The following is a 25,922-nucleotide window of genomic DNA, read 5'->3' as shown; positions in this document are numbered from 1 at the left end:
AACCGGAGCTGAGGTGCGTATAATTCTGCCAGACATCGGAGCCCGAAGACGCATGCCGCAGACTAAAGATGATTTACCCGACGCGCTGTACAGCGCCGCGCAAGTGCGAGAGCTCGATGCGAGCCTGATCGCGGCTGGCACGCCGGGCTTCGAATTGATGCAACGCGCTGCCCGGGCAACGTGGCGGGCGCTGGTCCGCCAGTGGCCGACGGCCAGCGAACTGACAGTGCTGGCAGGTCACGGCAACAATGCGGGCGACGGTTATCTGGTCGCCGTGCTCGCGCAGCGCGCCGGTTGGCAAGTGCGCGTGTTGGCGGTCGGCGAACCGCAACGTTTGCAGGGCGATGCGGCACGCGCGCATGCCGAGGCGCTGGCGGAAAAAGTCTCAATCGAAAACGGCTCTGCACAATCCGAATTGCGCGGCATCATCCTCGACGCCTTGCTCGGCACCGGTTTGACCGGCGAGGTGCGAGAGCCCTACGCCAGCGTGATCGCGGCGATCAATGCCAGTGAACTGCCGGTTGTCGCCGTGGATATCCCCTCAGGCTTGTGCGCCGATACCGGTCGCGTGCTCGGCGGCGCGGTTCGGGCTGATCTGACCGTGACCTTCATCGGTTTGAAAATCGGCCTGTTTACCGGTGATGCGGCGGATGTCGTCGGTGAACTGGTGTTCAACGATCTGCACGCCGATCCGCAATTGCTGGAAAACGCCGCCAGCACCGCGCGCCGCCTCAATCCCGGCAACCTTCCGCTTCCGGCGCACCGTGCGCCAACCTCGCACAAAGGCACGTTTGGCCACGTGCTGCTGATCGGCGGAGATCGCGGTTTTGGCGGCGCCATTTTGCTGAGCGCGCAAAGTGCATTGCGCAGTGGCGCGGGCATGGTTTCGGTGGCGACGCGCAGCGAACATGTGCCGGCGGCGCTGGCGAGAATCCCCGAAGCGATGGTGCTCGGCACTTCGTCGGCCAATCAGTTGATGGAATTGTTGGATAAGGTTTCCGTGCTGGTGGTTGGCCCGGGCCTCGGGCAGGCTGCGTGGGGTCGCAGCCTGTTATCGGCGGCAGCCAATGCGCCGCTGCCGCAAGTCTGGGACGCCGATGCGCTGAATATGCTCGCCGAGCAGCAGGTAACGCTGCCGAAGGATTGCGTGATCACCCCGCATCCCGGTGAAGCCGCGCGTTTGCTCGGGATCAGCACCGCCGAAGTGCAGGCCGATCGGGCCGCCGCCGCTCATGCATTGAGCAAAAAATACACAGCTGTGGTGATTCTGAAAGGCGCTGGTAGCTTGATCGCCAGCCCCGATGGACGTTTGTCGTTGTGCCATCAGGGTCACCCAGCGATGGCCACTGCCGGTTTGGGCGACGTGCTCGCCGGACTGGTCGGCGCGTTGCTGGCGCAAGGCATGCAGGCATTCGACGCCGCGTGCCTGGCGGTCTGGCTGCACGCCAACGCAGGTTTGCAACAAGGTAAATTCGGCCGTGGGCTGGCGGCCAGTGATCTGATTCCAGCCATTCGTCAGTTGTTGGAGGAGCAAGCACCGTGTCTGAAGTAACCCTGTACCTGGCTGATGAAGAAGCAATGAGCGCATTCGGTGCCCGCATTGCACGAACCACTCAAGGACACGGTCTGATTTTTCTCGAAGGCGATCTGGGCGCGGGCAAAACTACCCTGTCGCGCGGCATCATTCGTGGCTTGGGGCATGTCGGCGCGGTAAAAAGTCCGACGTTCACTTTGGTCGAGCCCTACGAGATCGGCGACATTCGCGCCTTCCATTTCGACCTGTATCGACTGGTCGATCCGGAAGAACTGGAGTACTTGGGCATCCGCGACTACTTCGATGATGACGCCATGTGTTTGATCGAATGGCCCCAGAAGGGTGCAGGCTTTTTGCCAAAGCCCGACCTGACCATTACCATTAGCCCGCAAGACAGCGGGCGTTCGCTGAAAATTTTGTCCCAGGGCTCGCGCGGCGAGTCGTGGTGTGCCGCTTTGGCATTGGAATCCAATTAAATGATGGGGTCAGGTATGCGCTTTCGCGCGATGGTAGCTGCCGTAGGATTGTTGTTTTTGGCGGTAACCGTCGACGCTGTGGCCGAATCGAAGGTCAACAGCGTTCGCCTGTGGCGTGCTCCGGATAACACACGACTGGTATTCGACCTCACGGGGCCGGTGCAACACAGTGTGTTCACCCTGACGTCGCCGGATCGGCTGGTTATCGACATCAATGGCGCGTCCCTCGGGGCGCCGCTGAAGGTCAACAGCGCCAACACGCCAATTACCGCCATGCGCTCGGCGCAACGCACGCCGACTGACTTGCGCGTGGTCATCGACCTGAAAAAAGCCGTGACGCCGAAGAGCTTCACCCTGGCGCCGAACGCGCAGTACGGCAATCGTCTGGTGGTCGATCTGTTCGACAACCCGGCCGATGCCGCGCCGATTCCGGCGCCGACCAACGTCGCGACGGTGGCCCCGGTGCCGGTCACGCCGATTGATCCGCCGGTCAAACTGCCTCCAGCGCCGGCCGGCAAACGCGACATTATTGTGGTGATCGATGCCGGCCACGGCGGCGAAGACCCGGGCGCTTCTGGCTCGCGCGGTCAACGTGAAAAAGACGTGGTACTGGCCATTGCCCGTGAATTGCAGCGTCAGGTCAACGGCATGAAAGGCTTCCGCGCCGAACTGACCCGTACCGGCGACTACTTCATTCCATTGCGCGGCCGTACCGAAATTGCGCGCAAGAAGGGCGCCGACCTGTTCGTTTCGATCCACGCCGACGCCGCACCTTCCGCCGCTGCGTTTGGTGCTTCGGTGTTCGCCCTGTCGGACCGCGGCGCGACCTCCGAAACCGCGCGTTGGCTGGCCGACAGTGAAAACCGTTCCGACTTGATCGGTGGTGCCGGCAACGTCAGCCTCGACGACAAGGACCGCATGCTCGCGGGCGTGTTGCTCGACCTTTCGATGACCGCATCGCTGACCTCCAGCCTCAACGTCGGCCAGAAAGTTTTGACCAACATCGGGCGCGTCACGCCACTGCATAAACAGCGTGTGGAACAGGCCGGGTTCATGGTGTTGAAGTCGCCGGATATCCCGTCGATCCTGGTCGAAACCGGGTTTATCTCGAACGCCAACGAAGCCTCGAAACTCGCCGCCGCGAACCACCAGCAAGCGCTGGCGCGGTCGATCAGCAGCGGCGTGCGCCAGTTCTTCCAGCAGAATCCGCCACCGGGCACCTACATTGCCTGGCTGCGCGATTCCGGCAAGATCGCCCAAGGTCCGCGCGACCATCGCGTCAGCCCGGGTGAGACGTTGGCGATGATTGCCGTGCGTTATCAGGTGTCCCCGGCCACTCTGCGCAGCGCCAACAATCTGAGAAGCGATGAGCTGAAAATCGGTCAGACCCTGACGATTCCCGGCACCGAACTGGCGGCCAAAGAATGAATCAGGCGCTGATCAATGCCGCTCGGATCGAGCTGCTCAGCCCACGCCTGGCGAACCAGATTGCCGCCGGTGAGGTGGTTGAGCGCCCGGCATCGGTGATCAAGGAGTTGCTGGAAAACAGCCTCGACTCCGGCGCCAAGCGCATTGATGTCGACGTCGAGTTGGGCGGCACCAAGCTGCTGCGGGTGCGCGACGATGGCAGCGGCATTTCCGCTGACGACCTGCCGCTGGCCTTGGCGCGACACGCCACCAGCAAGATTCGCAACCTCGAAGACCTTGAGCAGGTGATGAGCCTCGGGTTTCGCGGTGAGGCCCTGGCCTCGATCAGTTCCGTGGCGCGCCTGACCCTGACGTCGCGCACCAAGGACGCCGATCAAGCCTGGCAAGTCGAAACCGAAGGCCGGGACATGGCGCCGCGCGTGCAACCGGCGGCTCACCCGGTGGGCACCTCTGTGGAAGTGCGCGACCTGTTCTTCAACACCCCGGCGCGGCGCAAGTTTCTCAAGACTGAAAAAACCGAATTCGATCACCTGCAAGAAGTGATCAAGCGCTTGGCGTTGGCGCGTTTCGACGTGGCGTTTCACTTGCGCCACAACGGCAAGACCATCCTCAGCCTGCACGAAGCGCATGACGACGCGGCCCGCGCTCGGCGTGTGGCGGCGATCTGCGGTTCGGGATTTCTGGAGCAGGCGCTGCCGATCGAAATCGAGCGCAATGGTCTGCATTTGTGGGGTTGGGTCGGTCTGCCGACGTTCAACCGCAGCCAGGCTGACTTGCAGTATTTCTTCGTGAATGGCCGTGCGGTGCGCGACAAACTGGTGGCTCACGCGGTGCGCCAGGCGTATCGCGATGTGCTGTTCAACGGTCGTCACCCGACATTCGTGCTGTTTTTCGAAGTCGACCCGGCGGGCGTCGACGTCAACGTGCACCCGACCAAACACGAAGTGCGCTTCCGTGACGGGCGCATGGTCCACGACTTCCTTTACGGCACTTTGCACCGGGCACTCGGCGACGTGCGCCCGGAAGATCATCTGGCCGCGCCGGTCGCCACCGCGATCGTCCGCCCAAGCGGAATTGACGCTGGCGAGTTTGGTCCGCAGGGCGAAATGCGTCTGGCGGCCAACGCGCTGCTGGAGCAGCCGCAAGGCCAGCCGACCTTTAATACGGCAGCGGGCTCGGGCGCGGGTGCCGGTTATCAGTATCAATACTCACCAAAACCGCAATCCGGCGTGCCGGCGGCCGAGGCGCAGGCTGCGTATCGCGAATTTTTCGCGCCGTTGCCCGAGGCCAATGCGGTCGCATTGCCGGCCGGGCAGGACGATATTCCGCCATTGGGTTACGCGTTGGCGCAGCTCAAAGGCATCTACATTCTTTCGGAAAACGCTCAAGGCCTGGTGCTGGTGGACATGCACGCCGCGCACGAGCGGATCATGTATGAACGCCTGAAAATCGCCATGGCCAGCGAGGGCTTGAGCGGGCAACCGCTGCTGGTCCCGGAATCCCTGGCCGTGAGCCAGCGCGAAGCCGATTGCGCCGAAGAGAACGCTGCGTGGTTCCAGCGCCTCGGTTTTGAATTGCAGCGCCTCGGCCCGGAAACCCTGGCGATCCGGCAGATCCCGGCACTGCTCAAGCAGGCTGAGGCCAATCGGCTGGTCAGCGACGTGCTCGCCGACCTGATGGAATACGGCACCAGCGACCGCATTCAGGCGCACCTCAACGAATTGCTTGGCACCATGGCCTGCCACGGCGCAATCCGCGCCAATCGGCGTCTGGCGCTGCCGGAAATGAACGGCCTGTTGCGCGACATGGAAAACACCGAGCGCAGCGGCCAATGCAACCATGGCCGACCGACCTGGACCCAATTGGGCCTGGACGATCTGGACAAACTGTTCCTGCGCGGTCGTTGATGAGCCAGCTCCCTCCAGCGATTTTCCTGATGGGCCCGACCGCTGCGGGCAAGACCGATCTGGCCATCGAACTGACCAAAGTCCTGCCGTGCGAGTTGATCAGCGTCGATTCGGCGCTGGTTTATCGCGGCATGGACATCGGCACGGCTAAACCTTCGAAAGAGCTATTGGCGCAACATCCGCATCGTTTGATCGATATCCTCGACCCCGCCGAGAGCTATTCGGCGGCAGATTTTCGCCGTGATGCGCTGGAGGCGATGGCCGAGATCACTTCGCGCGGCAAAATTCCGCTGCTTGTAGGCGGCACGATGCTCTACTACAAGGCTTTGGTCGAAGGTCTTGCGGAAATGCCGGCGGCTGATCCCGATGTTCGCGCGCAGATCGAAGAAGAGGCTGCACGCCTTGGCTGGCAAGCCTTGCACGAACAATTGGCGGTGATTGATCCGGTGTCGGCGGCGCGGATTCACCCGAACGATCCGCAACGGCTGAGTCGAGCGCTGGAAGTTTATCGCGTGAGCGGTCAGAGCATGACTGAACTGCGCTTGCGACAATCTGCGCAAAGTACTGAAGCAGCGGCTTCGGGACTGCAACAATTACCCTATACTGTCGCGAACTTGGCCATCGCCCCGGCAAATCGCCAGGTACTGCACGAGCGTATTAAACAAAGATTCACAATTATGTTGGAACAGGGATTCATCGACGAGGTCGTAGCCCTGCGTATGAGAAGTGACTTGCATTCAGGGTTGCCGTCCATACGTGCTGTAGGGTACCGACAAGTCTGGGACTACCTGGATGGCAAGCTGACGCAAGCCGAGATGCAGGAGCGTGGAATCATTGCCACGCGCCAATTGGCAAAGCGCCAGTTCACCTGGCTGCGCAGTTGGGCTGATCTGCATTGGTTGGACAGCCTGGATTGCGACAATCTGCCGCGCGCCTTGAAATACCTTGGGACCATCTCCATATTGAGCTGAGTCCTTGCAATTGCCGTCTATCCTTGGGGGTGTGACGGCACAAGCCATCTGATTACCTATTTTTATATTGAATCCTTAAAGGAGTGCGGCACATGTCAAAAGGGCATTCGCTACAAGACCCTTACTTGAATACTTTACGTAAAGAGAAAGTTGGGGTGTCCATCTACCTGGTCAACGGGATCAAACTGCAAGGCACGATCGAGTCTTTCGACCAGTTCGTAATCCTGCTGAAAAACACCGTGAGCCAGATGGTTTACAAACACGCTATCTCGACAGTCGTGCCGGTTCGTCCAATTCGTCTGCCTAGCGCAACCGAATCCGAAGCAGGTGACGCTGAGCCAGGTAACGCCTGATAGGAGTCTCCTTTGTTCTTTGAGCGCCACGGTGGTGGTGAACGAGTAATCCTCGTTCACTTGGATGGACAGGACCCTGAGGCGCGCGAAGATCCGCAGGAGTTTCAGGAGCTGGCTAATTCGGCAGGCGCCGAGACCGTCGCGTTTGTTAACGTGCCGCGTCATCGGCCAACCGCCAAATACCTGATCGGCAGCGGCAAGGTCGACGAATTGCGCGATCTGGTCCACGCCGAAGAAGCCGATCTGGTCATCTTCAATCACGTCCTCACGCCCAGTCAGGAACGTAACCTCGAACGTGTTTTCGAGTGTCGCGTGATCGACCGTACCGGGCTGATTCTCGATATTTTCGCCCAACGCGCCCGTACTCACGAAGGCAAGCTCCAGGTCGAACTGGCCCAGCTTGACCACATGAGCACCCGGCTGGTTCGCGGCTGGACTCACCTTGAGCGTCAGGGTGGTGGTATCGGTATGCGCGGCCCGGGTGAAACCCAGCTCGAAACCGACCGCCGTTTGCTGCGGGTGCGCCTGCGCCAGATCAAAGGCCGGTTGGAGAAAGTGCGCAGTCAGCGCGAGCAGTCGCGTCGCGGCCGTTCACGTGCAGACATTCCTACCGTGTCCCTGGTGGGCTACACCAACGCCGGCAAATCCACGTTGTTCAATAACGTGACGAAATCCGACGTGTACGCGGCGGACCAGTTGTTCGCCACGCTGGACCCGACCTTGCGCCGTCTGGAACTCGACGACCTGGGGCCGATTGTCCTCGCCGACACCGTGGGTTTCATCCGCCACTTGCCGCACAAACTAGTCGAGGCATTTCGGTCTACGCTCGAAGAGTCGAGCAACTCAGACTTGCTGTTGCACGTGATCGATGCGGCCGAGCCGGATCGCATGTTGCAGATCGAGCAGGTGATGGTGGTGCTGGGCGAGATCGGTGCCCAGGACTTGCCGATCCTCGAGGTCTATAACAAACTCGATTTGCTCGAAGGCGTCGAACCCCAAATCCAGCGCGACGAAAACGGCAAGCCCCAACGGGTCTGGCTGTCGGCGCGTGATGGCAGTGGTCTGGAATTGCTTGAACAAGCCATCGCCGAGTTGTTGGGCACTGATTTGTTCATTGGCACCTTGCGCTTGCCGCAACGTTTTGCTCGACTGCGTGCGCAGTTTTTCGAACTCGGTGCGGTGCAAAAAGAAGAACACGACGAAGAAGGCATCAGCCTGCTGGCCGTACGCTTGCCACGGATCGAGTTGAATCGACTGGTGAGCCGCGAAGGTTTGCAACCGATGGAATTCCTCGAGCAACACACTTTGCAATAAAAGCCTGAAAAAGCGGTTGTGCCGCGGTGACAGGCATTCTGTAGCATTGGTCGGCGCGCCGTGGGTGCGTCTTTGCTTTATCAGATGGAGAGCGCTATGGCTTGGAATGAGCCGGGTGGCAACTCGAATAATCAGGATCCTTGGGGTGGCAAGCGCCGCAATAACGGCGACCGCAAGGGGCCACCGGATCTCGACGAGGCCTTCCGAAAGCTGCAGGAAAGCCTGAACGGGTTGTTCGGTGGTGGTAAAAAACGCGGCGACGACGGCGGCGGTTCGGGCAGGGGTGGCGGCTTCGGCGGTCTGCTCGGCATCGGCCTGGTCGTGCTCGCAGCAGTCTGGCTGTACAGCGCGGTCTATGTAGTCGACGAGCAGGAGCAAGCCGTAGTGCTGCGCTTCGGCAAGTACTACGAAACGGTTGGCCCGGGCCTGAACATCTACTTCCCGCCGATCGACAAGAAGTTCATGGAAAACGTGACGCGTGAGCGTGCGTATACCAAGCAGGGCCAGATGCTCACTGAAGACGAGAACATCGTCGAAGTGCCGCTGACCGTGCAGTACAAAATCAGCAACCTGCAGGATTTCGTGCTGAACGTCGATCAGCCGGAAATCAGCCTGCAGCACGCGACCGACAGTGCCTTGCGCCACGTGGTGGGTTCTACCGCGATGGATCAGGTGCTGACCGAAGGTCGTGAATTGATGGCCAGCGAAATCAAGGAACGCCTGCAACGTTTCCTCGACACTTATCGCACCGGCATCACCGTCACTCAGGTCAACGTACAGAGCGCAGCGGCACCGCGTGAAGTCCAGGAAGCCTTCGATGACGTGATCCGCGCACGAGAAGACGAGCAGCGTTCGCGCAACCAGGCTGAAACCTACGCCAACGGCGTCGTGCCGGAAGCCCGTGGTCAGGCCCAGCGCATTCTTGAAGATGCCAACGGTTACCGTGACGAAACGGTATCGCGCGCCAAGGGTGAGGCTGATCGCTTCACCAAACTGGTCGCCGAGTACCGCAAGGCACCTGAAGTCACCCGCGAGCGTCTGTACCTGGACACCATGCAGGAAGTCTTCACCAACACCAGCAAGGTTCTCGTGACCGGCAACAAGAATGGCCAGAGCAATCTGCTGTACTTGCCGCTGGACAAGATGATCGACAGTGGCCGCAGCACCAGCGCACCGGTAACGGGCGCGGCCGCCGGCAGCAATGAAGCGAATGCGCGTGCAGCCGCTGATCTGCAACAACAGCAAGCGCGTACCAGGGAGAGTCGCTGATGAGCAATAAATCGCTGATCGCCCTTATTGTCTGCGTCGTCGTGGCGATCGCAGCCTGGAACTGCTTTTACATCGTGGGTCAGACCGAGCGTGCGGTAATGCTGCAATTCGGTCGTGTGGTCCAGACCGATGTGCAGCCGGGCCTGCATGTGAAAGTGCCTTACGTTAACCAGGTGCGCAAATTCGACGCTCGCCTGATGACGCTGGATGCACCGACACAACGCTTCCTGACGCTGGAAAAGAAAGCCGTGATGGTCGATGCCTACGCCAAGTGGCGCGTGAAAGATGCCGAGCGCTTCTACACCGCAACTTCCGGCCTCAAGCAGATTGCCGACGAGCGTTTGTCCCGTCGTCTGGAATCGGGCCTGCGTGACCAGTTCGGTAAACGCACCCTGCACGAAGTGGTTTCCGGTGAACGTGACGCGTTGATGGCGGACATCACCGCATCGCTGAACAAGATGGCCGAGAAAGAACTGGGCATCGAAGTTGTCGATGTTCGGGTCAAGGCTATCGACCTGCCTAAAGAAGTGAATCGCAGCGTGTTCGAACGTATGAGCACCGAGCGTGAGCGTGAAGCTCGCGAGCACCGCGCCAAGGGTAACGAGCTGGCTGAAGGCATCCGTGCCGACGCCGATCGTCAACGCCGCGTGTTGCTGGCCGAAGCCTATCGTGAATCCGAAGAGGTTCGCGGTGATGGTGACGCCCAGGCTGCTTCGATCTACTCCAAGGCTTACGGTCAGGATCAGGAGTTCTACGCGTTCTACCGTAGCCTGCGCGCCTACCGTGAAAGCTTCGCGAACAAAACCGACGTCATGGTCCTCGACCCAAGCAGCGACTTCTTCCGTTACCTGGAAAAAGCCAAACCTTGATACCGCGTTGACCTGAATCATCCCCGCCTGGCGGCTAAAAACTGCGGCGGGGTGATCCTTTGGGAAAACGTGTGTATGATGCGGCAGCCGGGAAATTCCCGGCTTTTTTGCGTCTGCATGTTTGATTGCTGTTGTTCAGGCAGGCGCCCGAGTTGAATGACTCGACAGGTTTTTCGAGGAAAGTGGTTGGCGAAGCCGATTTCAGGCTTTTCGCCACGTCGTTCTTGCGCGTGGTTTGTGCATGAGCCGACCATTTTCTGCTTCACTCTAGGCTCGCCCGACGGCTGGCCGCCCGGATCATAGGGGAATGGCGTAATGGCAACGGTAGACCGCTGGCTGCTGCCAGATGGCATCGAAGAAGTACTGCCACCAGAAGCGGCGCGCATCGAAGTAGCGCGCCGTCAGGTGTTGGATCTGTTCCAGAGCTGGGGTTACGAGTTTGTCGTGACTCCCCATATCGAGTACCTGGAATCCCTGTTGACCGGCGCGGGCCAGGACCTGGATCTGCGTACCTTCAAGGTTATCGACCCGCAATCGGGCCGGCAGATGGGTTTCCGTGCCGACATCACGCCGCAAGTGGCGCGCATCGATGCGCACACCCTGCGTCGCGAAGGTCCGAGCCGTCTGTGCTACGCCGGCAGCGTGCTGCACGCACAACCGCGCGCCTTGTCGTCGTCGCGCAGCCCGATCCAGTTGGGCGCCGAGTTGTACGGCGACGCCAGCCCGAGCAGCGACGTTGAAGTCATCAGCCTGATGCTGGCCATGCTGCAACTGGCCGATGTGCCGGACGTGCACATGGACCTCGGGCATGTCGGCATCTACCGCGGCCTGGCGCGCGCGGCCGGCTTGTCCGGTGAGGTCGAGCAGCAGTTGTTTGATGCATTGCAACGCAAGGCCATCGACGAGGTCATTACCTTGACCGAAGGTCTGCCTGCCGAACTGTCGGGCATGCTGCGCGCATTGGTTGATCTGTGCGGCGGTCGTGAAGTATTGAGCGCGGCCCGTGAGCGTCTGGCGCATGCGCCGGCGCCAGTATTGGCGGCGCTGGAAGACTTGCTGGCGATTGCCGATCGTCTGTCCACGCGTTTCCCGCAATTGCCGCTTTACTTCGACCTGGGTGAATTGCGCGGCTACCACTACCACACCGGTGTGGTGTTCGCGGTATTCGTGCCGGGCGTTGGCCAGTCCATCGCCCAGGGCGGTCGTTACGACGACATCGGCGCCGACTTCGGTCGCGCTCGTCCGGCAACCGGCTTCTCCACCGATTTGAAAACCCTGGTGACCCTGGGGCGTGCTGAGATCGAGTTACCGTCTGGCGGTATCTGGATGCCTGACAGTACGGATGCGGCACTCTGGCAGCAGGTTTGCCAGTTGCGCAGTGAGGGTCAGCGTGTCGTTCAGGCATTGCCTGGACAACCATTGGCCGCCGCCCGTGATGCGGACTGCGACCGGCAATTGATTCAGCAGAACGGGCTTTGGCAAGTATTGCCGCTGGCTTCTTGAGTTTTCCTGCCGGCGGCTGCCGGCACCAAGTTTGCGCGAATGAGGACAAGTGTTATGGGTAAGAATGTCGTAGTCCTGGGCACCCAATGGGGTGATGAGGGCAAAGGCAAGATCGTTGATCTGCTGACCGAACATGCTGCCGCCGTAGTGCGCTACCAAGGTGGCCACAACGCGGGTCACACCCTGGTGATCGACGGCGAAAAAACCGTCTTGCACCTGATCCCGTCGGGCGTGCTGCGCGAAGGCGTGCAGTGCCTGATCGGCAATGGCGTGGTGGTTGCACCTGACGCCTTGCTGCGCGAGATCACCAAGCTGGAAGAGAAAGGCGTACCGGTGCGCAAGCGCCTGCGTATCAGCCCGTCCTGCCCGCTGATCCTGTCCTTCCACGTGGCGCTGGACCAGGCCCGTGAAAAGGCCCGTGGCGAGCTGAAGATCGGTACGACCGGTCGCGGCATCGGCCCGGCGTACGAAGACAAGGTTGCACGTCGTGGCCTGCGTGTGGGCGACCTGCTCAACATGCCGCGTTTCGAAGACAAGCTGCGTGAACTGGTGGATTACCACAACTTCATGCTGGTCGGTTACTACAAAGAGCCGGCCATCGAGTTCGAAAAAACCCTCGCCGAGTGCAAGGAATACGCCGAACTGCTCAAGCCGCTGATGCTCGACGTGACCGCCGAGCTGCACGACCTGCGCCGCGCCGGCAAAGACATCATGTTCGAAGGCGCACAGGGTTCGTTGCTCGACATCGACCACGGTACCTACCCGTACGTGACCAGCTCCAACACCACCGCTGGTGGCGTTGCGACCGGTTCGGGCGTTGGCCCGATGTTCCTGGACTACATCCTCGGCATCACCAAGGCTTACACCACTCGCGTCGGTTCGGGTCCATTCCCGACTGAACTGTTTGACGACGTGGGCGCGCACCTGGCCAAACAAGGTCACGAGTTCGGTGCTACCACCGGCCGTGCCCGTCGTTGTGGCTGGTTCGACGCCGTTATCCTGCGTCGCGCTATCGATGTGAACAGCATTTCGGGCATCTGCCTGACCAAGCTGGACGTACTCGACGGCCTGCAAACCATCAACATCTGCGTTGGCTACAAAGACGCGCAAGGCAATGCCGTTGCGCCGACTGACGCTGACAGCTACGTCGGCCTGCAGCCGGTGTACGAAGAAGTGCCGGGCTGGACTGAATCGACCGTGGGCGCAAAAACCCTGGAAGAGCTGCCAGCCAATGCTCGTGCCTACATCAAGCGCGTTGAAGAGTTGATCGGCGCGCCGATTGACATTATTTCGACAGGTCCGGACCGCAACGAAACCATCGTTTTGCGTCACCCGTTCGCTTAATAAGTCGTTGATGTAAAAAGCAAAGGCCCCTCATTTGGGGCCTTTGTCGTATCTGTCTGTCAGACGGCACGACCTTTGCTGTGATGTTGAATAAAAGCATCGCTTCCAGTGCGCCATCAATTTAATGGCGCCAAGCAGAGGGATTTTAAGTGTCAGCCATTCTCTCACTGTTACAAAGCCGTCTATTACGGCCAGTGTTCGTTACTCTTGGTATCGCTCTTTTGGTGCAAGTGCTGGTTGCCGTCGCCCTGACTCGGAGCACGGTGACTGCATTGGAAGCCGATCTGGGTGTGCGCCTCGGCGCCGACAGTCAAAAGCTCTCCGGTGAACTCGAGCAGGCCGGGCGTGAAGTCACGTCGAGCCTCGACAGCCTGTCGACCAACACCCGTCAGCGCCTCACGGCGGGTTTGTCGACGCGCCTGAAGGACGAGCAGTCGCAGCTGCGGGCGACGCTGGAAAAAGACCTCAAGGATTCGGCCAATGACATGGCGCAACTGCTGGCCTCGGTCGCACCGCGTGCGATGTGGGACAGCGACGTGCCGACCCTCTCCGAATTTGCCCGTCGCGCCCAGCGCAATCCCAACGTGTTGTTCGTGGTTTACGACGATGCCACCGGCCAGCACCTGACGCGCTACCTGAACCGGGAAAACCCGATCAACAAGGCGTTGCTTGAGAAAGGTCAGGGCGAGCGTGCGCTGGACAAAGTGCTGGATGCGGCGAAAAACGATCCTTCGGTCTACTACCTCGAAGCCTCGATCAACCCGAACGGCGTGGAAATCGGCAAGGTCCTGATGGGCGTTTCGACGGCGTCGGTGGAAGCCGATCTGGCGGATCTGGACAAGCGCTTCCTGGCATTGATCGCCAGCAGCGATCAATTGGTCGGCGACAGTCTCAAAGGTGCGGCCGCTGAAAGCGCCACGGCGATGGGCGCGCGTTTGCAATCGGCGCAAGCCACCGCCGCCGAGATGAAAACCAACACCACCAGCACCGTGCAGGAAGCGGCCAGCACGTTGCGCTGGCGCATCGGAATGGGCCTGGCGCTCGTTGGTTTTGGCGTGTTGCTGTTGCTCGCGGTGGTGCTGGGCCGTCGTGTGGTCAATCGCCTGAAAATGCTGATTGCCGCAATGGATGATCTGGCGGCGGGCGAGGGCGACCTGACCAAACGCGTACAGATCAACAGCAAGGATGAAATCGGCGACATGGCCTCGGCGGTCAATCGCTTCGTCGACAAATTGCAGCCGATCGTGCGTGAAGCGGGCGATGTAGCCCAGCGCACCGGCGTTGAAATCGGCGCGATGACTTTGCGCAATGCCGGCGCCGATGCGGCGGCGGGCATGCAGCGCGACGAAGTGGCCGAGAGCCTGCGCGCGCTGTCGCAAATGGCCGATGAGGCGCAATCGGAAAGCCACGCGATGCAGGCCGCCTTGCAGCAAGTGGTGGATATTCGCCAGGCCACTGACGAAAACACTCGGACGTCGGCCAAGGTCGGCAGCCTGATCGAAGCGCTAGCCGGGCAGGTCGATACCGGGGCGAAAGTCATCGAGCGGCTGGCGCAGCAAAGTGAGCAGATTGAAGTGGTGCTGACGGTGATCCACGGTATCGCCGAACAAACCAACCTGCTGGCGCTGAACGCAGCCATCGAAGCGGCGCGCGCGGGTGAAACCGGTCGCGGTTTTGCGGTGGTGGCGGACGAAGTGCGCGCGCTGGCGAGCAAGACGCAGAGTTCGACGGGCGACATTCAGGCGCACATCGTCGCGTTGCAACAAGGCGCGCGTGAAGCGGTGGCGGCGATTGGTCAGGCCGGGCGTCAGGCCAGCGAAGGTTTGCTGGTATTGCGTGACAGTGCGCGGCTGCAGCAGTCCGTGCAGGTGTCGGTCGAGCAAGTTCACGCGGCGATCGGCCTCGCGACTCAGGCTGCGGCGCATCAGGCGCAAGGCGCGCAAGCGGTGCGTGGGCGCGTTGAAACCATTCATGCGCAGGCTGAGAAAGCGGCTCAAGCGGTGGTTGAAACCACGGCCAGCGGCAAAGTGCTGGATGGCTTGGCGGCGCAGTTGAAGGCGAGTCTGGGGCAGTTCAGGGCTTAGGATTTGTATTGATTGGGTTGACGCCTTCGCGGGCAAGCCTCGCTCCTGCAAGGAATCGCTTATCCCTGTAGGAGCGAGGCTTGCCCGCGAAGCTTTTCAGCGGCTCAAATACATCCGCGTCGTCAGCAGATAAACCGGCAGCCCCGACACCAGAATCAACAACGCCGCATAAGGCGCCGCCGCCGCAAACTCGACGTTCGCGGTGTGCGCCCAGACTTCCGTCGCCAACGTATTCAACCCGGTCGGGCTCAACAGCAGCGTCGCCGTCAGTTCCTTCATCGCATCCAGAAACACCAGCGCAAACGCCGCGCCGAGTGCCGGAAAGATGATCGGCAACGTCACTCGGCAAAACGCGCTGAACGACGATGCGCCCAGCGTGCGCGCGGCTTCTTCGAGTTGTGGTGCAGCCTTGTTCAGCGCGGTGCGGATCGGCGCCTGCGCCAGCGGCAGAAACAGCAGCGCATAAGCAATCAGCAGCAGCATCGAAGTCTGGTACAGCACCGGCACGTAATGCAGGGCGAAATACACCAGCGTCAACGCAATCACCAATCCTGGCAGCGCGTGCAGCAGATACGGCAAGCGTTCAGCCCAGATTGCCAGTTGGCCTTTGTAACGCACCACCAGCAAACCCACCGGCACCGCCAGCACCAGGCACAGCGCTGCGCCGCCCAGCGATAACGCCAGTGACGACAGCAACGCTTCGCTGATCGCTGCGACCGGGAAGGCTGCCGAGGAACCGACAGCCAACCAGTACGCCAACATCCCCAGCGGAATGCCGCTGCCAATGATCGCCAGCGCCAGGCAATAAACCTGTCCGGCGGCAGCCCATGGCCCCAGTCGAACCTGTTCCGCCCGCCGCGCCGCCCCTTGGCCGGTGCGCACGTGGCGACCCTTGCCGCGAACGCGCAATTCCAGCCACAACAGCAGCAGGCACAGCGCCAGCAACACCGCCGAGAGCATCGCCGCGTTGGCGTTGCTGAATTCCAGTTCGAATTGTTGGTAGATCGCCGTGGTGAACGTTTGCAGGCCGATGATCGACAGCGCGCCGAACTCGACGAGCATGTGCAGCGCAATCAACAGCGAGCCGGCCAGCAGCGACGGCCACAGCAGCGGCAGGGTAACGCGGAAAAACACGCCCCAGCGGTTCTGCCCGAGCGTGCGTGCGGACTCTTCCAGCGACGGGTCGAGATTGCGCAAAGTCGCCGCTACCGGCAGAAATATCAGCGGGTATTTGGACAGGGTCATCACCAGGATCGCACCGCCCAAACCTTCGAAATTCGCGCTGAGCGAAACCCAGGTGAAGCTGCTGACAAATGCTGGCACCGCGAACGGCAGGCACAGGATCACGCCCCATAAACGCCGTCCCTTCAGATTGCTGCGCTCAAGCAGCCAGGCCAGTGACAGGCCAATCACGCCGCAAGCGACGGTGACGCCGACCATCAGCGATAGCGTGTTGCGCAGCAGGCCGAACACATATGGCCGCCACAACAGATGCAGCGCCTCGGCCCAGCCCGCTTGCCAGGTTTTCAGCCCGACATACGCCAGCGGCAACAGACTGAGGACCACCAGCAGCAATACCGGCAGCAGCAACCAGATCGACGGCCTTTTGCGCCGTGGCACATAACCCCCGCGCGAGGCGGGGGCCGATAACGATGCGCTCATCAGTTCAAGCCAACGTCACGTTCCAGGTCCAGGGCTTCTTCGGCATTGCCGAGGTCGGCCGGGGTGACTTTCGGCGCTTCGAGTTCGCTGAACGGCTTGAGCCCGCGATCCGATTCCATGCCTTTGTGCAGCGGGTATTCGGCGGTGGTCTGGGTGATCACGCGCTGACCTTCTTCGCTGGCCATATAGGCGAGGAATTGCTGGGCTTCTTTTGGATGTTTGCTGGATTTCAGCACGGCTGCGCTGGAAACGGTGATCAACCCGCCGACGTCGCCGCCGGTGAAGTAATGCAGTTTCGAATCGAGCTGGCCCTTTTCACGCTGCAGCGCGAACCAGTAGTAGTTGTTGACCAGCACCGTGGCGACTTCGCCATTTTCCACGGCTTTCAGGGCAACCATGTTGTTGCTGTAGGTTTTGCCGAAAGCGCGCAGGCCAGTCAGCCATTCTTCGGCGGCATCACGGCCGTGGACCTTGATGATCGCGACCGCTTGTTCCTGGAAGGCGCCGCTGGTAGGCACGAAGCCGACCTTGCCTTGCCATTGCGGATCGGAGAATTCCATCACCGATTTCGGCAGGTCTTTTTCGTCGATCAGTTTCGGGTTGTAGGCGACCACGCGGACCCGGGCAGTGATGCCGATCCAGGTGCCGTTGCTCGCGACGTAGTCTTTCGGCAGCACGGCGAGCGTGGCGGCGTCGGTGGTGGCGAGCAAACCTTGTTCGCCGAGCTTGTTCAGCGGCGGCGACTCTTCGGTGTAGATCACGTCGGCGGGGGAGCGGTCACCTTCCTCGACAACCTGGCTGGCGAGCTGGTTGCTGCTGCCCTTGCGCACGTTGACGTGAATGCCGGTCTTGGCTTCGAAGGCTTTGGCGACTGCGTCGCCGACTTCCTTGTGCTGGCCGTTATAAAGAGTCAGGGAAACCGGGTCGGCGGCCTGGGTGAGGGGAGTGGCGAGTGCCAGGCCAAGCAGCGTAAAGGTCAGGCCGCGGCGCAGGGTATTTCGAAACATCATTCGCAGGGTTCCTCACTGTCGCATTGCAAAAACTTGAAACAATGATAAACGATATTGTTTCTCAAGTGCGCTTCCCCCGGCCTGATACCGTTGCGTGGGAGCAAGGCTTGCTCGCGATGGCCATTTCGAGGACGCCATCGCGAGCAAGCTTTGCTCCCACGCAACGCGGCGCTAAAGGTTTTTTGAATGCCAGAAACGCAAAAACCCGCTTTCGCGGGTTATTGGTAAATTCCAGATCGACTCTGAAATTTGAATTGGTGCCCAGAAGAAGACTCGAACTTCCACGACCTTGCGGTCACCAGCACCTGAAGCTGGCGTGTCTACCAATTTCACCATCTGGGCAGTATCAACAACGTCGCCGCTGTTGATGTGGCGCACTATACTGAGCGCCTTTTAATCTGTAAACCCCTGATTTGGTTTTAATAATTCAGAAGTCCAGAATGCAAAAACCCGCTTTCGCGGGTTTTTGTGTGAGCGTTGAAATTGATCTAATCTCAAGCTCGAAATTGGTGCCCAGAAGAAGACTCGAACTTCCACGACCTTGCGGTCACCAGCACCTGAAGCTGGCGTGTCTACCAATTTCACCATCTGGGCAGTATCGGCTACGCTAGTGCGTCGTCGATGGCGCGCACTATACGGAGCGTGATTTTAACTGTAAACCCCTGGCATCAAAAAAATCCGGAAAATGTTACCAGCGGCATTTTTTTCAACTTTGCGGTGTCGATAAAGAGCTTTAGATGGCATCTCAGAGCCTGAAATTTCCCGTTTCATTGCGCCTATGCCAAACTAACCCGCATATAGACAAGGTGAAAACTCTCTAATGGCCGATTGGCAGTCCCTCGATCCCGAGGCCGCTCGTGAAGCGGAAAAATATGATAACCCTATTCCTAGCCGCGAACTGATCCTTCAGCACCTTGCTGATCGAGGTTCGCCTGCTAACCGCGAGCAGTTGGTGGAAGAGTTTGGTCTGACCACAGATGACCAGATCGAAGCCCTGCGTCGCCGCCTGCGCGCCATGGAGCGCGACGCTCAACTCATCTATACCCGCCGCGGCACTTATGCGCCGGTGGACAAGCTCGACTTGATCCTCGGCCGCATCAGCGGTCACCGTGACGGTTTCGGCTTCCTCGTCCCCGACGACGGCAGTGACGACCTGTTCATGAGCCCGGCGCAAATGCGTCTGGTGTTCGACGGCGACCGGGCCCTGGCCCGTGTGTCCGGCCTGGACCGTCGCGGTCGCCGCGAAGGCATGATCGTTGAAGTGGTTTCGCGTGCTCACGAAACCATCGTCGGCCGCTACTTTGAAGAGGGCGGCATCGGTTTTGTCGTTGCGGATAATCCGAAGATCCAGCAAGAAGTGCTGGTCACGCCGGGCCGCAACGCCAACGCCAATATCGGTCAGTTCGTTGAAGTGAAGATCACTCACTGGCCGACTCCGCGCTTCCAGCCGCAAGGCGATGTGGTTGAAGTCGTGGGCAACTACATGGCGCCGGGCATGGAAATCGACGTCGCCCTGCGCGCCTACGATATCCCGCACGTCTGGCCTGAAGCGGTGTTGAAAGAAGCCGCCAAGCTCAAGCCTGAAGTCGAAGAGAAGGACAAAGAGAAGCGCATCGACCTGCGCCATCTGCCGTTCGTCACCATCGATGGTGAAGATGCGCGCGACTTCGACGACGCGGTTTACTGCGAAGCCAAACCGGGCAAGCTGCGCCTGTTCTCCGGCGGCTGGAAGTTGTATGTGGCGATTGCCGACGTTTCCAGCTACGTGAAAATCGGTTCGGCGCTGGACAACGAATCCCAGGTGCGTGGCAACTCGGTGTACTTCCCCGAGCGCGTGATTCCGATGCTGCCGGAGCAACTGTCCAACGGCCTGTGCTCGCTGAATCCGCATGTCGATCGCTTGGCCATGGTTTGCGAGATGACCATCTCCAAATCCGGCGAAATGACCGACTACTGCTTCTACGAAGCGGTGATTCACTCCCACGCTCGCCTGACTTACAACAAAGTCAGCGCGATGCTGGAAACGCCGAAACTCACCGAAGCGCGTCAACTGCGCGGCGAGTACACCGACGTTCTGCCACACCTCAAGCAGCTTTATGCGCTCTACAAAGTGCTGTTGGCTGCCCGTCACGTACGTGGCGCGATCGATTTCGAAACGCAGGAAACCCGAATCATCTTCGGTACCGAGCGCAAGATTGCCGAAATCCGTCCGACCGTTCGTAACGATGCGCACAAGCTGATCGAGGAATGCATGCTGGCGGCCAACGTGGCCACTGCCGAATTCCTCAAGAAGCACGAAATTCCTGCGCTGTATCGCGTTCACAACGGTCCGCCACCGGAGCGTCTGGAAAAACTGCGCGCGTTCCTCGGTGAGCTCGGTCTGTCCCTGCACAAAGGCAAGGACGGCCCGTCGCCGAAGGATTACCAGGCATTGCTGGCGAGCATCAAGGATCGTCCGGATTTCCATCTGATCCAGACCGTCATGCTGCGTTCGTTGAGCCAAGCGGTGTACAGCGCTGATAACCAAGGCCACTTCGGCCTGAATTACGAAGCCTACACCCACTTCACCTCGCCGATCCGCCGCTACCCGGACTTGCTCACGCACCGGGCGATTCGCAGCGTTATCCATTCCAAGCAAGACACCCCGCACGTTCGCCGTGCTGGCGCGATGACCATTCCGAAAGCGCGGATTTATCCGTATGACGAAGCGGCCCTCGAGCAGCTCGGCGAGCAGTGCTCGATGAGCGAGCGCCGTGCCGACGAAGCGACCCGCGACGTCGTGAACTGGCTCAAGTGCGAGTTCATGAAAGATCGCGTGGGCGAATCGTTCCCAGGTGTGATCACCGCGGTGACCGGTTTCGGCCTGTTCGTCGAGTTGACCGACATTTACGTCGAAGGCCTGGTGCACGTCACCGCGCTGCCGGGCGATTACTACCACTTCGATCCAGTGCACCACCGCCTCGCCGGTGAGCGTACCGGTCGCAGTTTCCGCTTGGGCGACACCGTTGAAGTGCGCGTGATGCGCGTTGACCTCGACGAACGCAAGATCGACTTCGAGATGGCTGAAAAAACCATCAGCGCGCCGATCGGTCGCAAGAAGCGCGGCACTGAAAGCACTGCGCCAGCGGCGAAAACTGCTGCCAAGGCTGAGCCCGCACCGGCCAAATCCGGTCGTCGTCCAGCCAAGGAAAAAGCGCCCGAGGCCTATCGCCCGAGCGATGCGGCGGCAAAAAATGCCGAGCTGCGCAAAAGCCGTGAATTGAAGCAGGCGCTCCTGTCTGAAGCAAAAAGCGGCGGTAAAGCGGCGTCTGGGGGAAAGACCGGACGGTCGGCGCCTGAAAAGGATGCCGGCGGCAAGCCAGCCAAACCGAGCAAACACCGTAAAGGCCCGCCAAAAGCGGGTTCGGCTCCAGCCGCGAAAAGCGGCGGGGCGCGTAAACCTAAGGCCAAGTCATGAGTCAGTTGGAAAAAATCTACGGCGTGCATGCGGTAGAAGCGTTGCTGCGTCACCACCCGAAACGCGTCAAGCAGATCTGGCTGGCTGAAGGTCGCAGCGATCCGCGTGTGCAGACGCTGATCCAGTTGGCCGCTGAAAATCGCGTGGCGGTCGGCAATGCCGAGCGTCGCGAGCTGGACGCCTGGGTTGATGGCGTGCACCAGGGCGTGGTTGCGGACGTGAGTCCGAGCCAGGTCTGGGGCGAGGCGATGCTCGACGAGTTGCTGGATCGCTCCGAAGGTTCGCCGCTGTTGTTGGTGCTCGACGGCGTGACCGATCCGCACAACCTCGGCGCTTGCCTGCGTTCGGCCGATGCGGCCGGTGCGCTGGCGGTGATCGTGCCGAAGGACAAGTCAGCCACGCTGACCCCAACCGTACGTAAAGTGGCGTGCGGCGCGGCGGAAGTGATTCCGTTGGTCGCGGTGACCAACCTGGCGCGCACGCTGGAAAAGCTCAAGCAGCGCGGCTTGTGGGTTGTCGGCACGGCGGGCGAAGCTGAGCAGAGCCTGTATCAGCAAGACATGACCGGCCCGACCATCCTGATCATGGGCGCCGAAGGCAGCGGCATGCGTCGTCTGACGCGTGATCTGTGCGACTACCTCGTGCACTTGCCGATGACCGGCAGCGTCAGCAGCCTGAACGTCTCCGTGGCCACTGGCGTCTGCCTGTTCGAAGCGCAGCGCCAGCGTAGCGTCAAGGCTGCCTCGAAAAAGTCCTGACACACTGCTGTCTGTAGGAGCAAAGCTTGCTCGCGATAGCGGAGTAACATTCAGCATCAATGTTGAATGTTGCGCCCTCATCGCGAGCAAGCTCGCCCCCACAGTAGTTTGTGGCGGGGCAAAAAATGGTGAGTGAACGAACTGTTCAAATAATCACCAATTGCCTTGCACCTCTCCTGTCCCTTCTCTACAATTGCGCCCCTTGCTGTGACGGCAGGCACGCATGTGTCTATCGCAAGCAAGTCCATAAGTGTCATTCACTCCTTGTCTGACCGTTTTTGAACGGCAGGCTACAACCCGTAAGGAGCATTCATGCGTCATTACGAAATCATCTTTTTGGTCCACCCGGATCAAAGCGAGCAAGTCGGCGGCATGGTAGAGCGTTACACCAAGCTGATCGAAGAAGACGGCGGCAAAATCCACCGTCTGGAAGATTGGGGCCGTCGTCAACTGGCCTACGCAATCAACAATGTTCACAAGGCTCACTACGTGATGCTGAACGTTGAATGCACTGGCAAGGCCCTGGCCGAGCTGGAAGACAACTTCCGCTACAACGATGCAGTGATCCGTAACCTGGTCATCCGTCGCGAAGAAGCCGTTACCGGCCAATCCGAGATGCTCAAGGCTGAAGAAAACCGCAGTGAGCGCCGTGAGCGTCGCGACCGTCCTGAGCACGAAGGCGCCGAAAGCGCTGATAGTGATGACAGCGACAACAGCGATAACGCTGACGAGTAATCCACGGACCTTTTGAGGAGCCTATTACATGGCACGTTTCTTCCGTCGTCGTAAATTCTGCCGCTTCACCGCTGAAGACGTGAAAGAGATCGATTACAAAGATCTCAACACTCTGAAAGCCTATGTATCCGAGACCGGCAAAATCGTTCCAAGCCGTATCACCGGTACCAAAGCACGTTATCAGCGTCAGCTGGCCACCGCTATCAAGCGCGCCCGCTTCCTGGCCCTGCTGGCCTACACCGACAGCCACGGCCGCTGAGACCGGGCAGTCGACACGTAGCAAAGGATTGAATGCATGCGCGCCATAGCTGAGTTCATCATGCGAGGCCGCGTGCAGGCCACTCTGGTAGTGGCTGGATGTGCGGCATTGCCGTTGTTGTATTGGTTGGGTGCTGCCGCAGGTTGCCTTGTGCTCCTGCGGCGCGGATTGAAGGACGCCATTGGCGTACTTGCTCTGGGACTGCTGCCGGCCTTGGTCTGGTGGCTTTACTCCGATGACCCACGGGCACTTCTGGTGCTGCTGGGGTCTTCGAGCCTTGCGTTGGTTTTGCGCGCAAGCGAGTCCTGGAACCGCGTGCTGCTGGTCAGCATAGCGATGGGAGTGGTGTTTGCAGTGGTGCTGGGGACAGCTTTTGCTCCCCAAATCGAGATGTTGGCGCAGGCCTTGATAAAGGTCATGCCGTCGCTACTCGGTGATGTCTACCAGAAGTTGTCGGTAGATGAGCAAGCGCGTTTCGCGTCCCTGATTGCACCGGTCCTGACCGGCCTTATTGCGGCTTTGTTGCAGATCGTCAGTGTGCTGAGCCTGCTTGTCGGGCGCTACTGGCAGGCGTTGTTGTACAACCCGGGTGGTTTTGGTCGCGAGTTTCGCGCCATCCGCTTCCCGCTGGGGCTGGCGATGTTACTGCTGGCGTTCATGCTGCTGGGGCCGAACTTCGGTTCCCAGTTGGCGATGTTGACGCCGTTGTGCAGTGTACCGCTGGTGTTCGCTGGGCTATCCCTGATTCACGGGCTGGTCGCGCAAAAGCGACTGGCCAGGTTTTGGCTGGTGGGGTTGTACGTGACGCTGTTGCTGTTCATGCAGCTGATCTATCCGTTGCTGGTGGTCTTGGCCATCGTCGACAGCCTGATTGATTTTCGCGGTCGTCTGGCGCCGAAAGACGCCGATAACGCGAACGGTGAAGGTTAAAAGTTAAGAGGATTTTCACATGCAACTGATCCTTCTGGAAAAAGTCACCAACCTGGGCAACCTGGGTGACAAAGTGAACGTTAAGGCTGGTTACGGTCGTAACTACCTGCTGCCTTACGGCAAAGCTACCGCTGCGACCGCTGCCAACGTGGCTGCGTTCGAAGAGCGTCGCGCTGAGCTGGAAAAAGCCGCAGCAGACCGTAAGACTTCGGCTGAAAGCCGCGCCGCCCAACTGGCTGAGCTGGAAGTGACTATCACTGCCACCGCCGGTGACGAAGGCAAGCTGTTCGGTTCGATCGGTACTCACGACATCGCTGATGCACTGACCGCCTCTGGCGTTGAAGTTGCAAAAAGCGAAGTTCGTCTGCCGAACGGCACTATTCGCAACGTAGGCGAATTCGACGTAGCCGTGCACCTGCACGCCGAAGTTGAAGCCACCGTACGCGTTGTCGTGGTAGCAGCTTAAGCAGCACTTGTCGGCTGGCACCCTCGGGTGCTTGCCGGTAACATCGGGCACGATCCTGTTTACAGGTCGTGCCCTTTGTCTTTCTGCAGTTGTTGAAAACAGCTCCTGATTTTCACAAACCTATTCAAGTGGCCATGAACGATATCTCCGCTCCTGAGCAATACGATCTGCAAACCGCTGCCCTGAAGGTGCCGCCGCATTCCATCGAGGCCGAACAGGCTGTGCTCGGTGGTCTGATGCTGGACAACAACGCCTGGGAACGCGTGCTCGATCAGGTCTCGGACGGTGATTTCTATCGACATGACCACCGCCTGATCTTCCGCGCCATCGCCAAACTGGCGGACCTGAACTCGCCAATCGACGTCGTGACCTTGGCCGAGCAACTAGACAAGGAAGGTCAGACATCGCAGGTCGGTGGCCTCGGTTACCTTGGCGAACTGGCGAAAAACACGCCGTCCGTCGCCAACATCAAGGCCTATGCGCAGATCGTCCGAGCCCGGGCGACATTGCGCCAACTGATCGGCATTGCTTCGGAAATCGCCGACAGCGCGTTCAACCCGGAAGGGCGCACCGCTGAAGAGATTCTCGACGAAGCCGAACGGCAGATCTTCCAGATCGCCGAGGCCCGGCCAAAAACCGGCGGCCCGGTGAGCGTGAATGACCTGCTGACCAAGGCCATCGACCGCATCGACACCTTGTTCAACACCGACAACGCAATCACTGGCCTGTCCACCGGTTATACCGACCTCGACGGCATGACCAGCGGGTTGCAGCCGTCCGACTTGATCATCGTCGCCGGCCGTCCTTCCATGGGTAAAACCACTTTCGCGATGAACCTGGTGGAAAACGCCGTGTTGCGCAGCGACAAGTGCGTCCTGGTTTACTCGCTGGAGATGCCAGGCGAATCGCTGATCATGCGTATGTTGTCGTCGCTCGGGCGCATCGACCAGACCAAGGTCCGCGCCGGTCGCCTCGACGATGACGATTGGCCGCGCCTGACGTCGGCGGTCAACCTGCTCAACGACCGCAAGCTGTTCATCGACGATACGGCGGGTATCAGCCCGTCGGAGATGCGCGCGCGGACTCGACGTCTGGTGCGCGAGCACGGCGATGTCGCGCTGATCATGATCGACTACCTGCAATTGATGCAGATTCCCGGTTCCGGCGGTGACAACCGGACCAACGAGATTTCTGAAATCTCGCGTTCCTTGAAGGCCCTGGCCAAGGAATTCAACTGCCCGGTGGTGGCGCTGTCGCAGCTCAACCGCTCCCTGGAGCAACGCCCGAACAAACGTCCGATCAACTCCGACCTCCGGGAATCCGGAGCGATCGAGCAGGATGCTGACGTCATCATGTTTGTTTACCGGGACGAGGTTTATCACCCGGAAACCGAGCATAAGGGCATCGCCGAAATCATCATCGGTAAACAGCGTAACGGCCCGATCGGCACGTCGCGGCTGGCGTTTATCGGCAAGTACACCCGCTTCGAAAACCTCGCGCCGGGCAGCTATAACTTCGACGACGAATAACAACCTGTCGGAATAAGCTTTTGTGGCGAGGGGGCTTGCCCCCGTTGGGCTGCGCAGCAGCCCC

The 25,922-nt window shown here is 60.0% G+C and carries 21 protein-coding genes and 2 tRNA genes; 19 read left to right on the top strand and 4 right to left on the bottom strand.

What is annotated here, in order from left to right:
* Positions 1 to 52 precede the first annotated feature (52 nt).
* The 12 genes from BLU01_RS09915 (at position 53) to BLU01_RS09860 (ending at position 15,052) form a co-directional block, all read left to right on the top strand.
* Positions 53 to 1,552 (top strand): NAD(P)H-hydrate dehydratase, encoded by a 1,500-nt coding sequence (locus BLU01_RS09915; RefSeq protein ID WP_092274141.1) that lies wholly within the window; start codon positions 53 to 55, stop codon positions 1,550 to 1,552.
* Entirely contained in the window at positions 1,540 to 2,010 is a 471-nt protein-coding gene (tsaE, locus tag BLU01_RS09910; RefSeq protein ID WP_092274138.1) for a tRNA (adenosine(37)-N6)-threonylcarbamoyltransferase complex ATPase subunit type 1 TsaE, read from the top strand. Before BLU01_RS09915 ends, tsaE begins: the two co-directional genes overlap by 13 nt.
* Positions 2,011 to 3,438 carry an N-acetylmuramoyl-L-alanine amidase gene (locus BLU01_RS09905; RefSeq protein ID WP_092274134.1) on the top strand — a complete coding sequence of 476 codons (1,428 nt, stop codon included), beginning with the start codon at positions 2,011 to 2,013 and terminating at the stop codon, positions 3,436 to 3,438.
* Between the two features lie 8 nt (positions 3,439 to 3,446).
* Complete coding sequence (gene mutL / locus BLU01_RS09900; RefSeq protein ID WP_183129277.1) at positions 3,447 to 5,345, top strand: DNA mismatch repair endonuclease MutL; 1,899 nt, start codon at positions 3,447 to 3,449, stop codon at positions 5,343 to 5,345.
* Positions 5,345 to 6,316, top strand: coding sequence for a tRNA (adenosine(37)-N6)-dimethylallyltransferase MiaA (gene miaA / locus BLU01_RS09895; RefSeq protein WP_092274128.1), 972 nt, complete (start codon positions 5,345 to 5,347; stop codon positions 6,314 to 6,316). The genes mutL and miaA overlap by 1 nt, the downstream gene beginning before the upstream one ends.
* Before the next feature lie 92 nt (positions 6,317 to 6,408).
* Positions 6,409 to 6,669, top strand: coding sequence for an RNA chaperone Hfq (hfq, locus tag BLU01_RS09890; protein WP_007902656.1), 261 nt, complete (start codon positions 6,409 to 6,411; stop codon positions 6,667 to 6,669).
* A gap of 12 nt (positions 6,670 to 6,681) precedes the next feature.
* Positions 6,682 to 7,983, top strand: a complete 1,302-nt coding sequence (gene hflX / locus BLU01_RS09885; protein ID WP_092274125.1) for a ribosome rescue GTPase HflX — start codon at positions 6,682 to 6,684, stop codon at positions 7,981 to 7,983.
* A gap of 96 nt (positions 7,984 to 8,079) precedes the next feature.
* Positions 8,080 to 9,252 (top strand): FtsH protease activity modulator HflK, encoded by a 1,173-nt coding sequence (gene hflK / locus BLU01_RS09880; protein WP_092274122.1) that lies wholly within the window; start codon positions 8,080 to 8,082, stop codon positions 9,250 to 9,252.
* Positions 9,252 to 10,121, top strand: coding sequence for a protease modulator HflC (gene hflC, locus BLU01_RS09875; RefSeq protein ID WP_092274119.1), 870 nt, complete (start codon positions 9,252 to 9,254; stop codon positions 10,119 to 10,121). The genes hflK and hflC overlap by 1 nt, the downstream gene beginning before the upstream one ends.
* Positions 10,122 to 10,436: 315 nt before the next feature.
* Positions 10,437 to 11,624, top strand: coding sequence for an ATP phosphoribosyltransferase regulatory subunit (locus BLU01_RS09870; protein WP_092274115.1), 1,188 nt, complete (start codon positions 10,437 to 10,439; stop codon positions 11,622 to 11,624).
* Positions 11,625 to 11,678: 54 nt separating this feature from the next.
* Positions 11,679 to 12,968 (top strand): adenylosuccinate synthase, encoded by a 1,290-nt coding sequence (locus tag BLU01_RS09865; protein ID WP_092274111.1) that lies wholly within the window; start codon positions 11,679 to 11,681, stop codon positions 12,966 to 12,968.
* A gap of 149 nt (positions 12,969 to 13,117) precedes the next feature.
* Positions 13,118 to 15,052: a methyl-accepting chemotaxis protein gene (locus BLU01_RS09860; RefSeq protein ID WP_092274107.1), complete on the top strand. Its 1,935-nt coding sequence runs from the start codon at positions 13,118 to 13,120 to the stop codon at positions 15,050 to 15,052.
* 96 nt (positions 15,053 to 15,148) lie between these two features.
* Here BLU01_RS09860 and BLU01_RS09855 read toward each other — a convergent pair whose 3' ends face one another.
* The 4 genes from BLU01_RS09855 to BLU01_RS09840 form a co-directional block, all read right to left on the bottom strand.
* Positions 15,149 to 16,714: an ABC transporter permease gene (locus BLU01_RS09855; RefSeq protein ID WP_092274104.1), complete on the bottom strand. Its 1,566-nt coding sequence runs from the start codon at positions 16,712 to 16,714 to the stop codon at positions 15,149 to 15,151.
* Positions 16,714 to 17,724, bottom strand: a complete 1,011-nt coding sequence (locus BLU01_RS09850) for an iron ABC transporter substrate-binding protein (protein WP_092274101.1) — start codon at positions 17,722 to 17,724, stop codon at positions 16,714 to 16,716. The genes BLU01_RS09855 and BLU01_RS09850 overlap by 1 nt, the downstream gene beginning before the upstream one ends.
* Positions 17,725 to 17,979: 255 nt before the next feature.
* Positions 17,980 to 18,066, bottom strand: a tRNA-Leu gene (locus BLU01_RS09845).
* Positions 18,067 to 18,231: 165 nt separating this feature from the next.
* Positions 18,232 to 18,318 (bottom strand) — tRNA-Leu (locus BLU01_RS09840).
* Positions 18,319 to 18,544: 226 nt separating this feature from the next.
* Here BLU01_RS09840 and rnr point away from each other — a divergent pair.
* The 7 genes from rnr to dnaB all read left to right on the top strand — a co-directional run bounded on the left by rnr (position 18,545) and on the right by dnaB (position 25,858).
* Positions 18,545 to 21,181 carry a ribonuclease R gene (rnr, locus tag BLU01_RS09835; RefSeq protein WP_092274098.1) on the top strand — a complete coding sequence of 879 codons (2,637 nt, stop codon included), beginning with the start codon at positions 18,545 to 18,547 and terminating at the stop codon, positions 21,179 to 21,181.
* The gene (gene rlmB / locus BLU01_RS09830; protein WP_092274094.1) at positions 21,178 to 21,939 is read left to right on the top strand and encodes a 23S rRNA (guanosine(2251)-2'-O)-methyltransferase RlmB; all 762 of its coding nucleotides are present in this window, start codon (positions 21,178 to 21,180) and stop codon (positions 21,937 to 21,939) included. Before rnr ends, rlmB begins: the two co-directional genes overlap by 4 nt.
* Positions 21,940 to 22,251: 312 nt before the next feature.
* Positions 22,252 to 22,674: a 30S ribosomal protein S6 gene (rpsF, locus tag BLU01_RS09825; protein ID WP_003217491.1), complete on the top strand. Its 423-nt coding sequence runs from the start codon at positions 22,252 to 22,254 to the stop codon at positions 22,672 to 22,674.
* A gap of 28 nt (positions 22,675 to 22,702) precedes the next feature.
* Positions 22,703 to 22,933, top strand: a complete 231-nt coding sequence (gene rpsR / locus BLU01_RS09820) for a 30S ribosomal protein S18 (protein WP_002551829.1) — start codon at positions 22,703 to 22,705, stop codon at positions 22,931 to 22,933.
* 36 nt (positions 22,934 to 22,969) lie between these two features.
* A complete protein-coding gene (locus BLU01_RS09815; RefSeq protein WP_092274090.1) occupies positions 22,970 to 23,863 on the top strand; it encodes a YybS family protein in 894 nt (297 codons plus the stop codon).
* Between the two features lie 19 nt (positions 23,864 to 23,882).
* Entirely contained in the window at positions 23,883 to 24,329 is a 447-nt protein-coding gene (gene rplI, locus BLU01_RS09810) for a 50S ribosomal protein L9 (protein ID WP_092274087.1), read from the top strand.
* A gap of 134 nt (positions 24,330 to 24,463) precedes the next feature.
* Positions 24,464 to 25,858 carry a replicative DNA helicase gene (dnaB, locus tag BLU01_RS09805; protein WP_092274083.1) on the top strand — a complete coding sequence of 465 codons (1,395 nt, stop codon included), beginning with the start codon at positions 24,464 to 24,466 and terminating at the stop codon, positions 25,856 to 25,858.
* Positions 25,859 to 25,922: the final 64 nt, after the last annotated feature.

Source organism: Pseudomonas prosekii, assembly GCF_900105155.1.
Lineage (GTDB): Bacteria > Pseudomonadota > Gammaproteobacteria > Pseudomonadales > Pseudomonadaceae > Aquipseudomonas > Aquipseudomonas prosekii.
Note: the sequence above shows the minus strand (reverse complement) of the source record. Positions and strands in the feature narration are given on the sequence as shown.

Coding starts and splice junctions, on each gene's coding strand:
- miaA (WP_092274128.1), top strand. CDS start 5,345: ATGAGCCAGCTCCCTCCAGCGATTTTCCTGATGGGCCCGACCGCTGCG.
- BLU01_RS09915 (WP_092274141.1), top strand. CDS start 53: ATGCCGCAGACTAAAGATGATTTACCCGACGCGCTGTACAGCGCCGCG.
- BLU01_RS09870 (WP_092274115.1), top strand. CDS start 10,437: ATGGCAACGGTAGACCGCTGGCTGCTGCCAGATGGCATCGAAGAAGTA.
- BLU01_RS09905 (WP_092274134.1), top strand. CDS start 2,011: ATGATGGGGTCAGGTATGCGCTTTCGCGCGATGGTAGCTGCCGTAGGA.
- dnaB (WP_092274083.1), top strand. CDS start 24,464: ATGAACGATATCTCCGCTCCTGAGCAATACGATCTGCAAACCGCTGCC.
- BLU01_RS09815 (WP_092274090.1), top strand. CDS start 22,970: ATGCGCGCCATAGCTGAGTTCATCATGCGAGGCCGCGTGCAGGCCACT.
- rnr (WP_092274098.1), top strand. CDS start 18,545: ATGGCCGATTGGCAGTCCCTCGATCCCGAGGCCGCTCGTGAAGCGGAA.
- BLU01_RS09850 (WP_092274101.1), bottom strand. CDS start 17,724: ATGATGTTTCGAAATACCCTGCGCCGCGGCCTGACCTTTACGCTGCTT.
- hfq (WP_007902656.1), top strand. CDS start 6,409: ATGTCAAAAGGGCATTCGCTACAAGACCCTTACTTGAATACTTTACGT.
- rplI (WP_092274087.1), top strand. CDS start 23,883: ATGCAACTGATCCTTCTGGAAAAAGTCACCAACCTGGGCAACCTGGGT.
- rpsF (WP_003217491.1), top strand. CDS start 22,252: ATGCGTCATTACGAAATCATCTTTTTGGTCCACCCGGATCAAAGCGAG.
- rlmB (WP_092274094.1), top strand. CDS start 21,178: ATGAGTCAGTTGGAAAAAATCTACGGCGTGCATGCGGTAGAAGCGTTG.
- rpsR (WP_002551829.1), top strand. CDS start 22,703: ATGGCACGTTTCTTCCGTCGTCGTAAATTCTGCCGCTTCACCGCTGAA.
- hflK (WP_092274122.1), top strand. CDS start 8,080: ATGGCTTGGAATGAGCCGGGTGGCAACTCGAATAATCAGGATCCTTGG.
- BLU01_RS09855 (WP_092274104.1), bottom strand. CDS start 16,714: ATGAGCGCATCGTTATCGGCCCCCGCCTCGCGCGGGGGTTATGTGCCA.
- hflC (WP_092274119.1), top strand. CDS start 9,252: ATGAGCAATAAATCGCTGATCGCCCTTATTGTCTGCGTCGTCGTGGCG.
- BLU01_RS09865 (WP_092274111.1), top strand. CDS start 11,679: ATGGGTAAGAATGTCGTAGTCCTGGGCACCCAATGGGGTGATGAGGGC.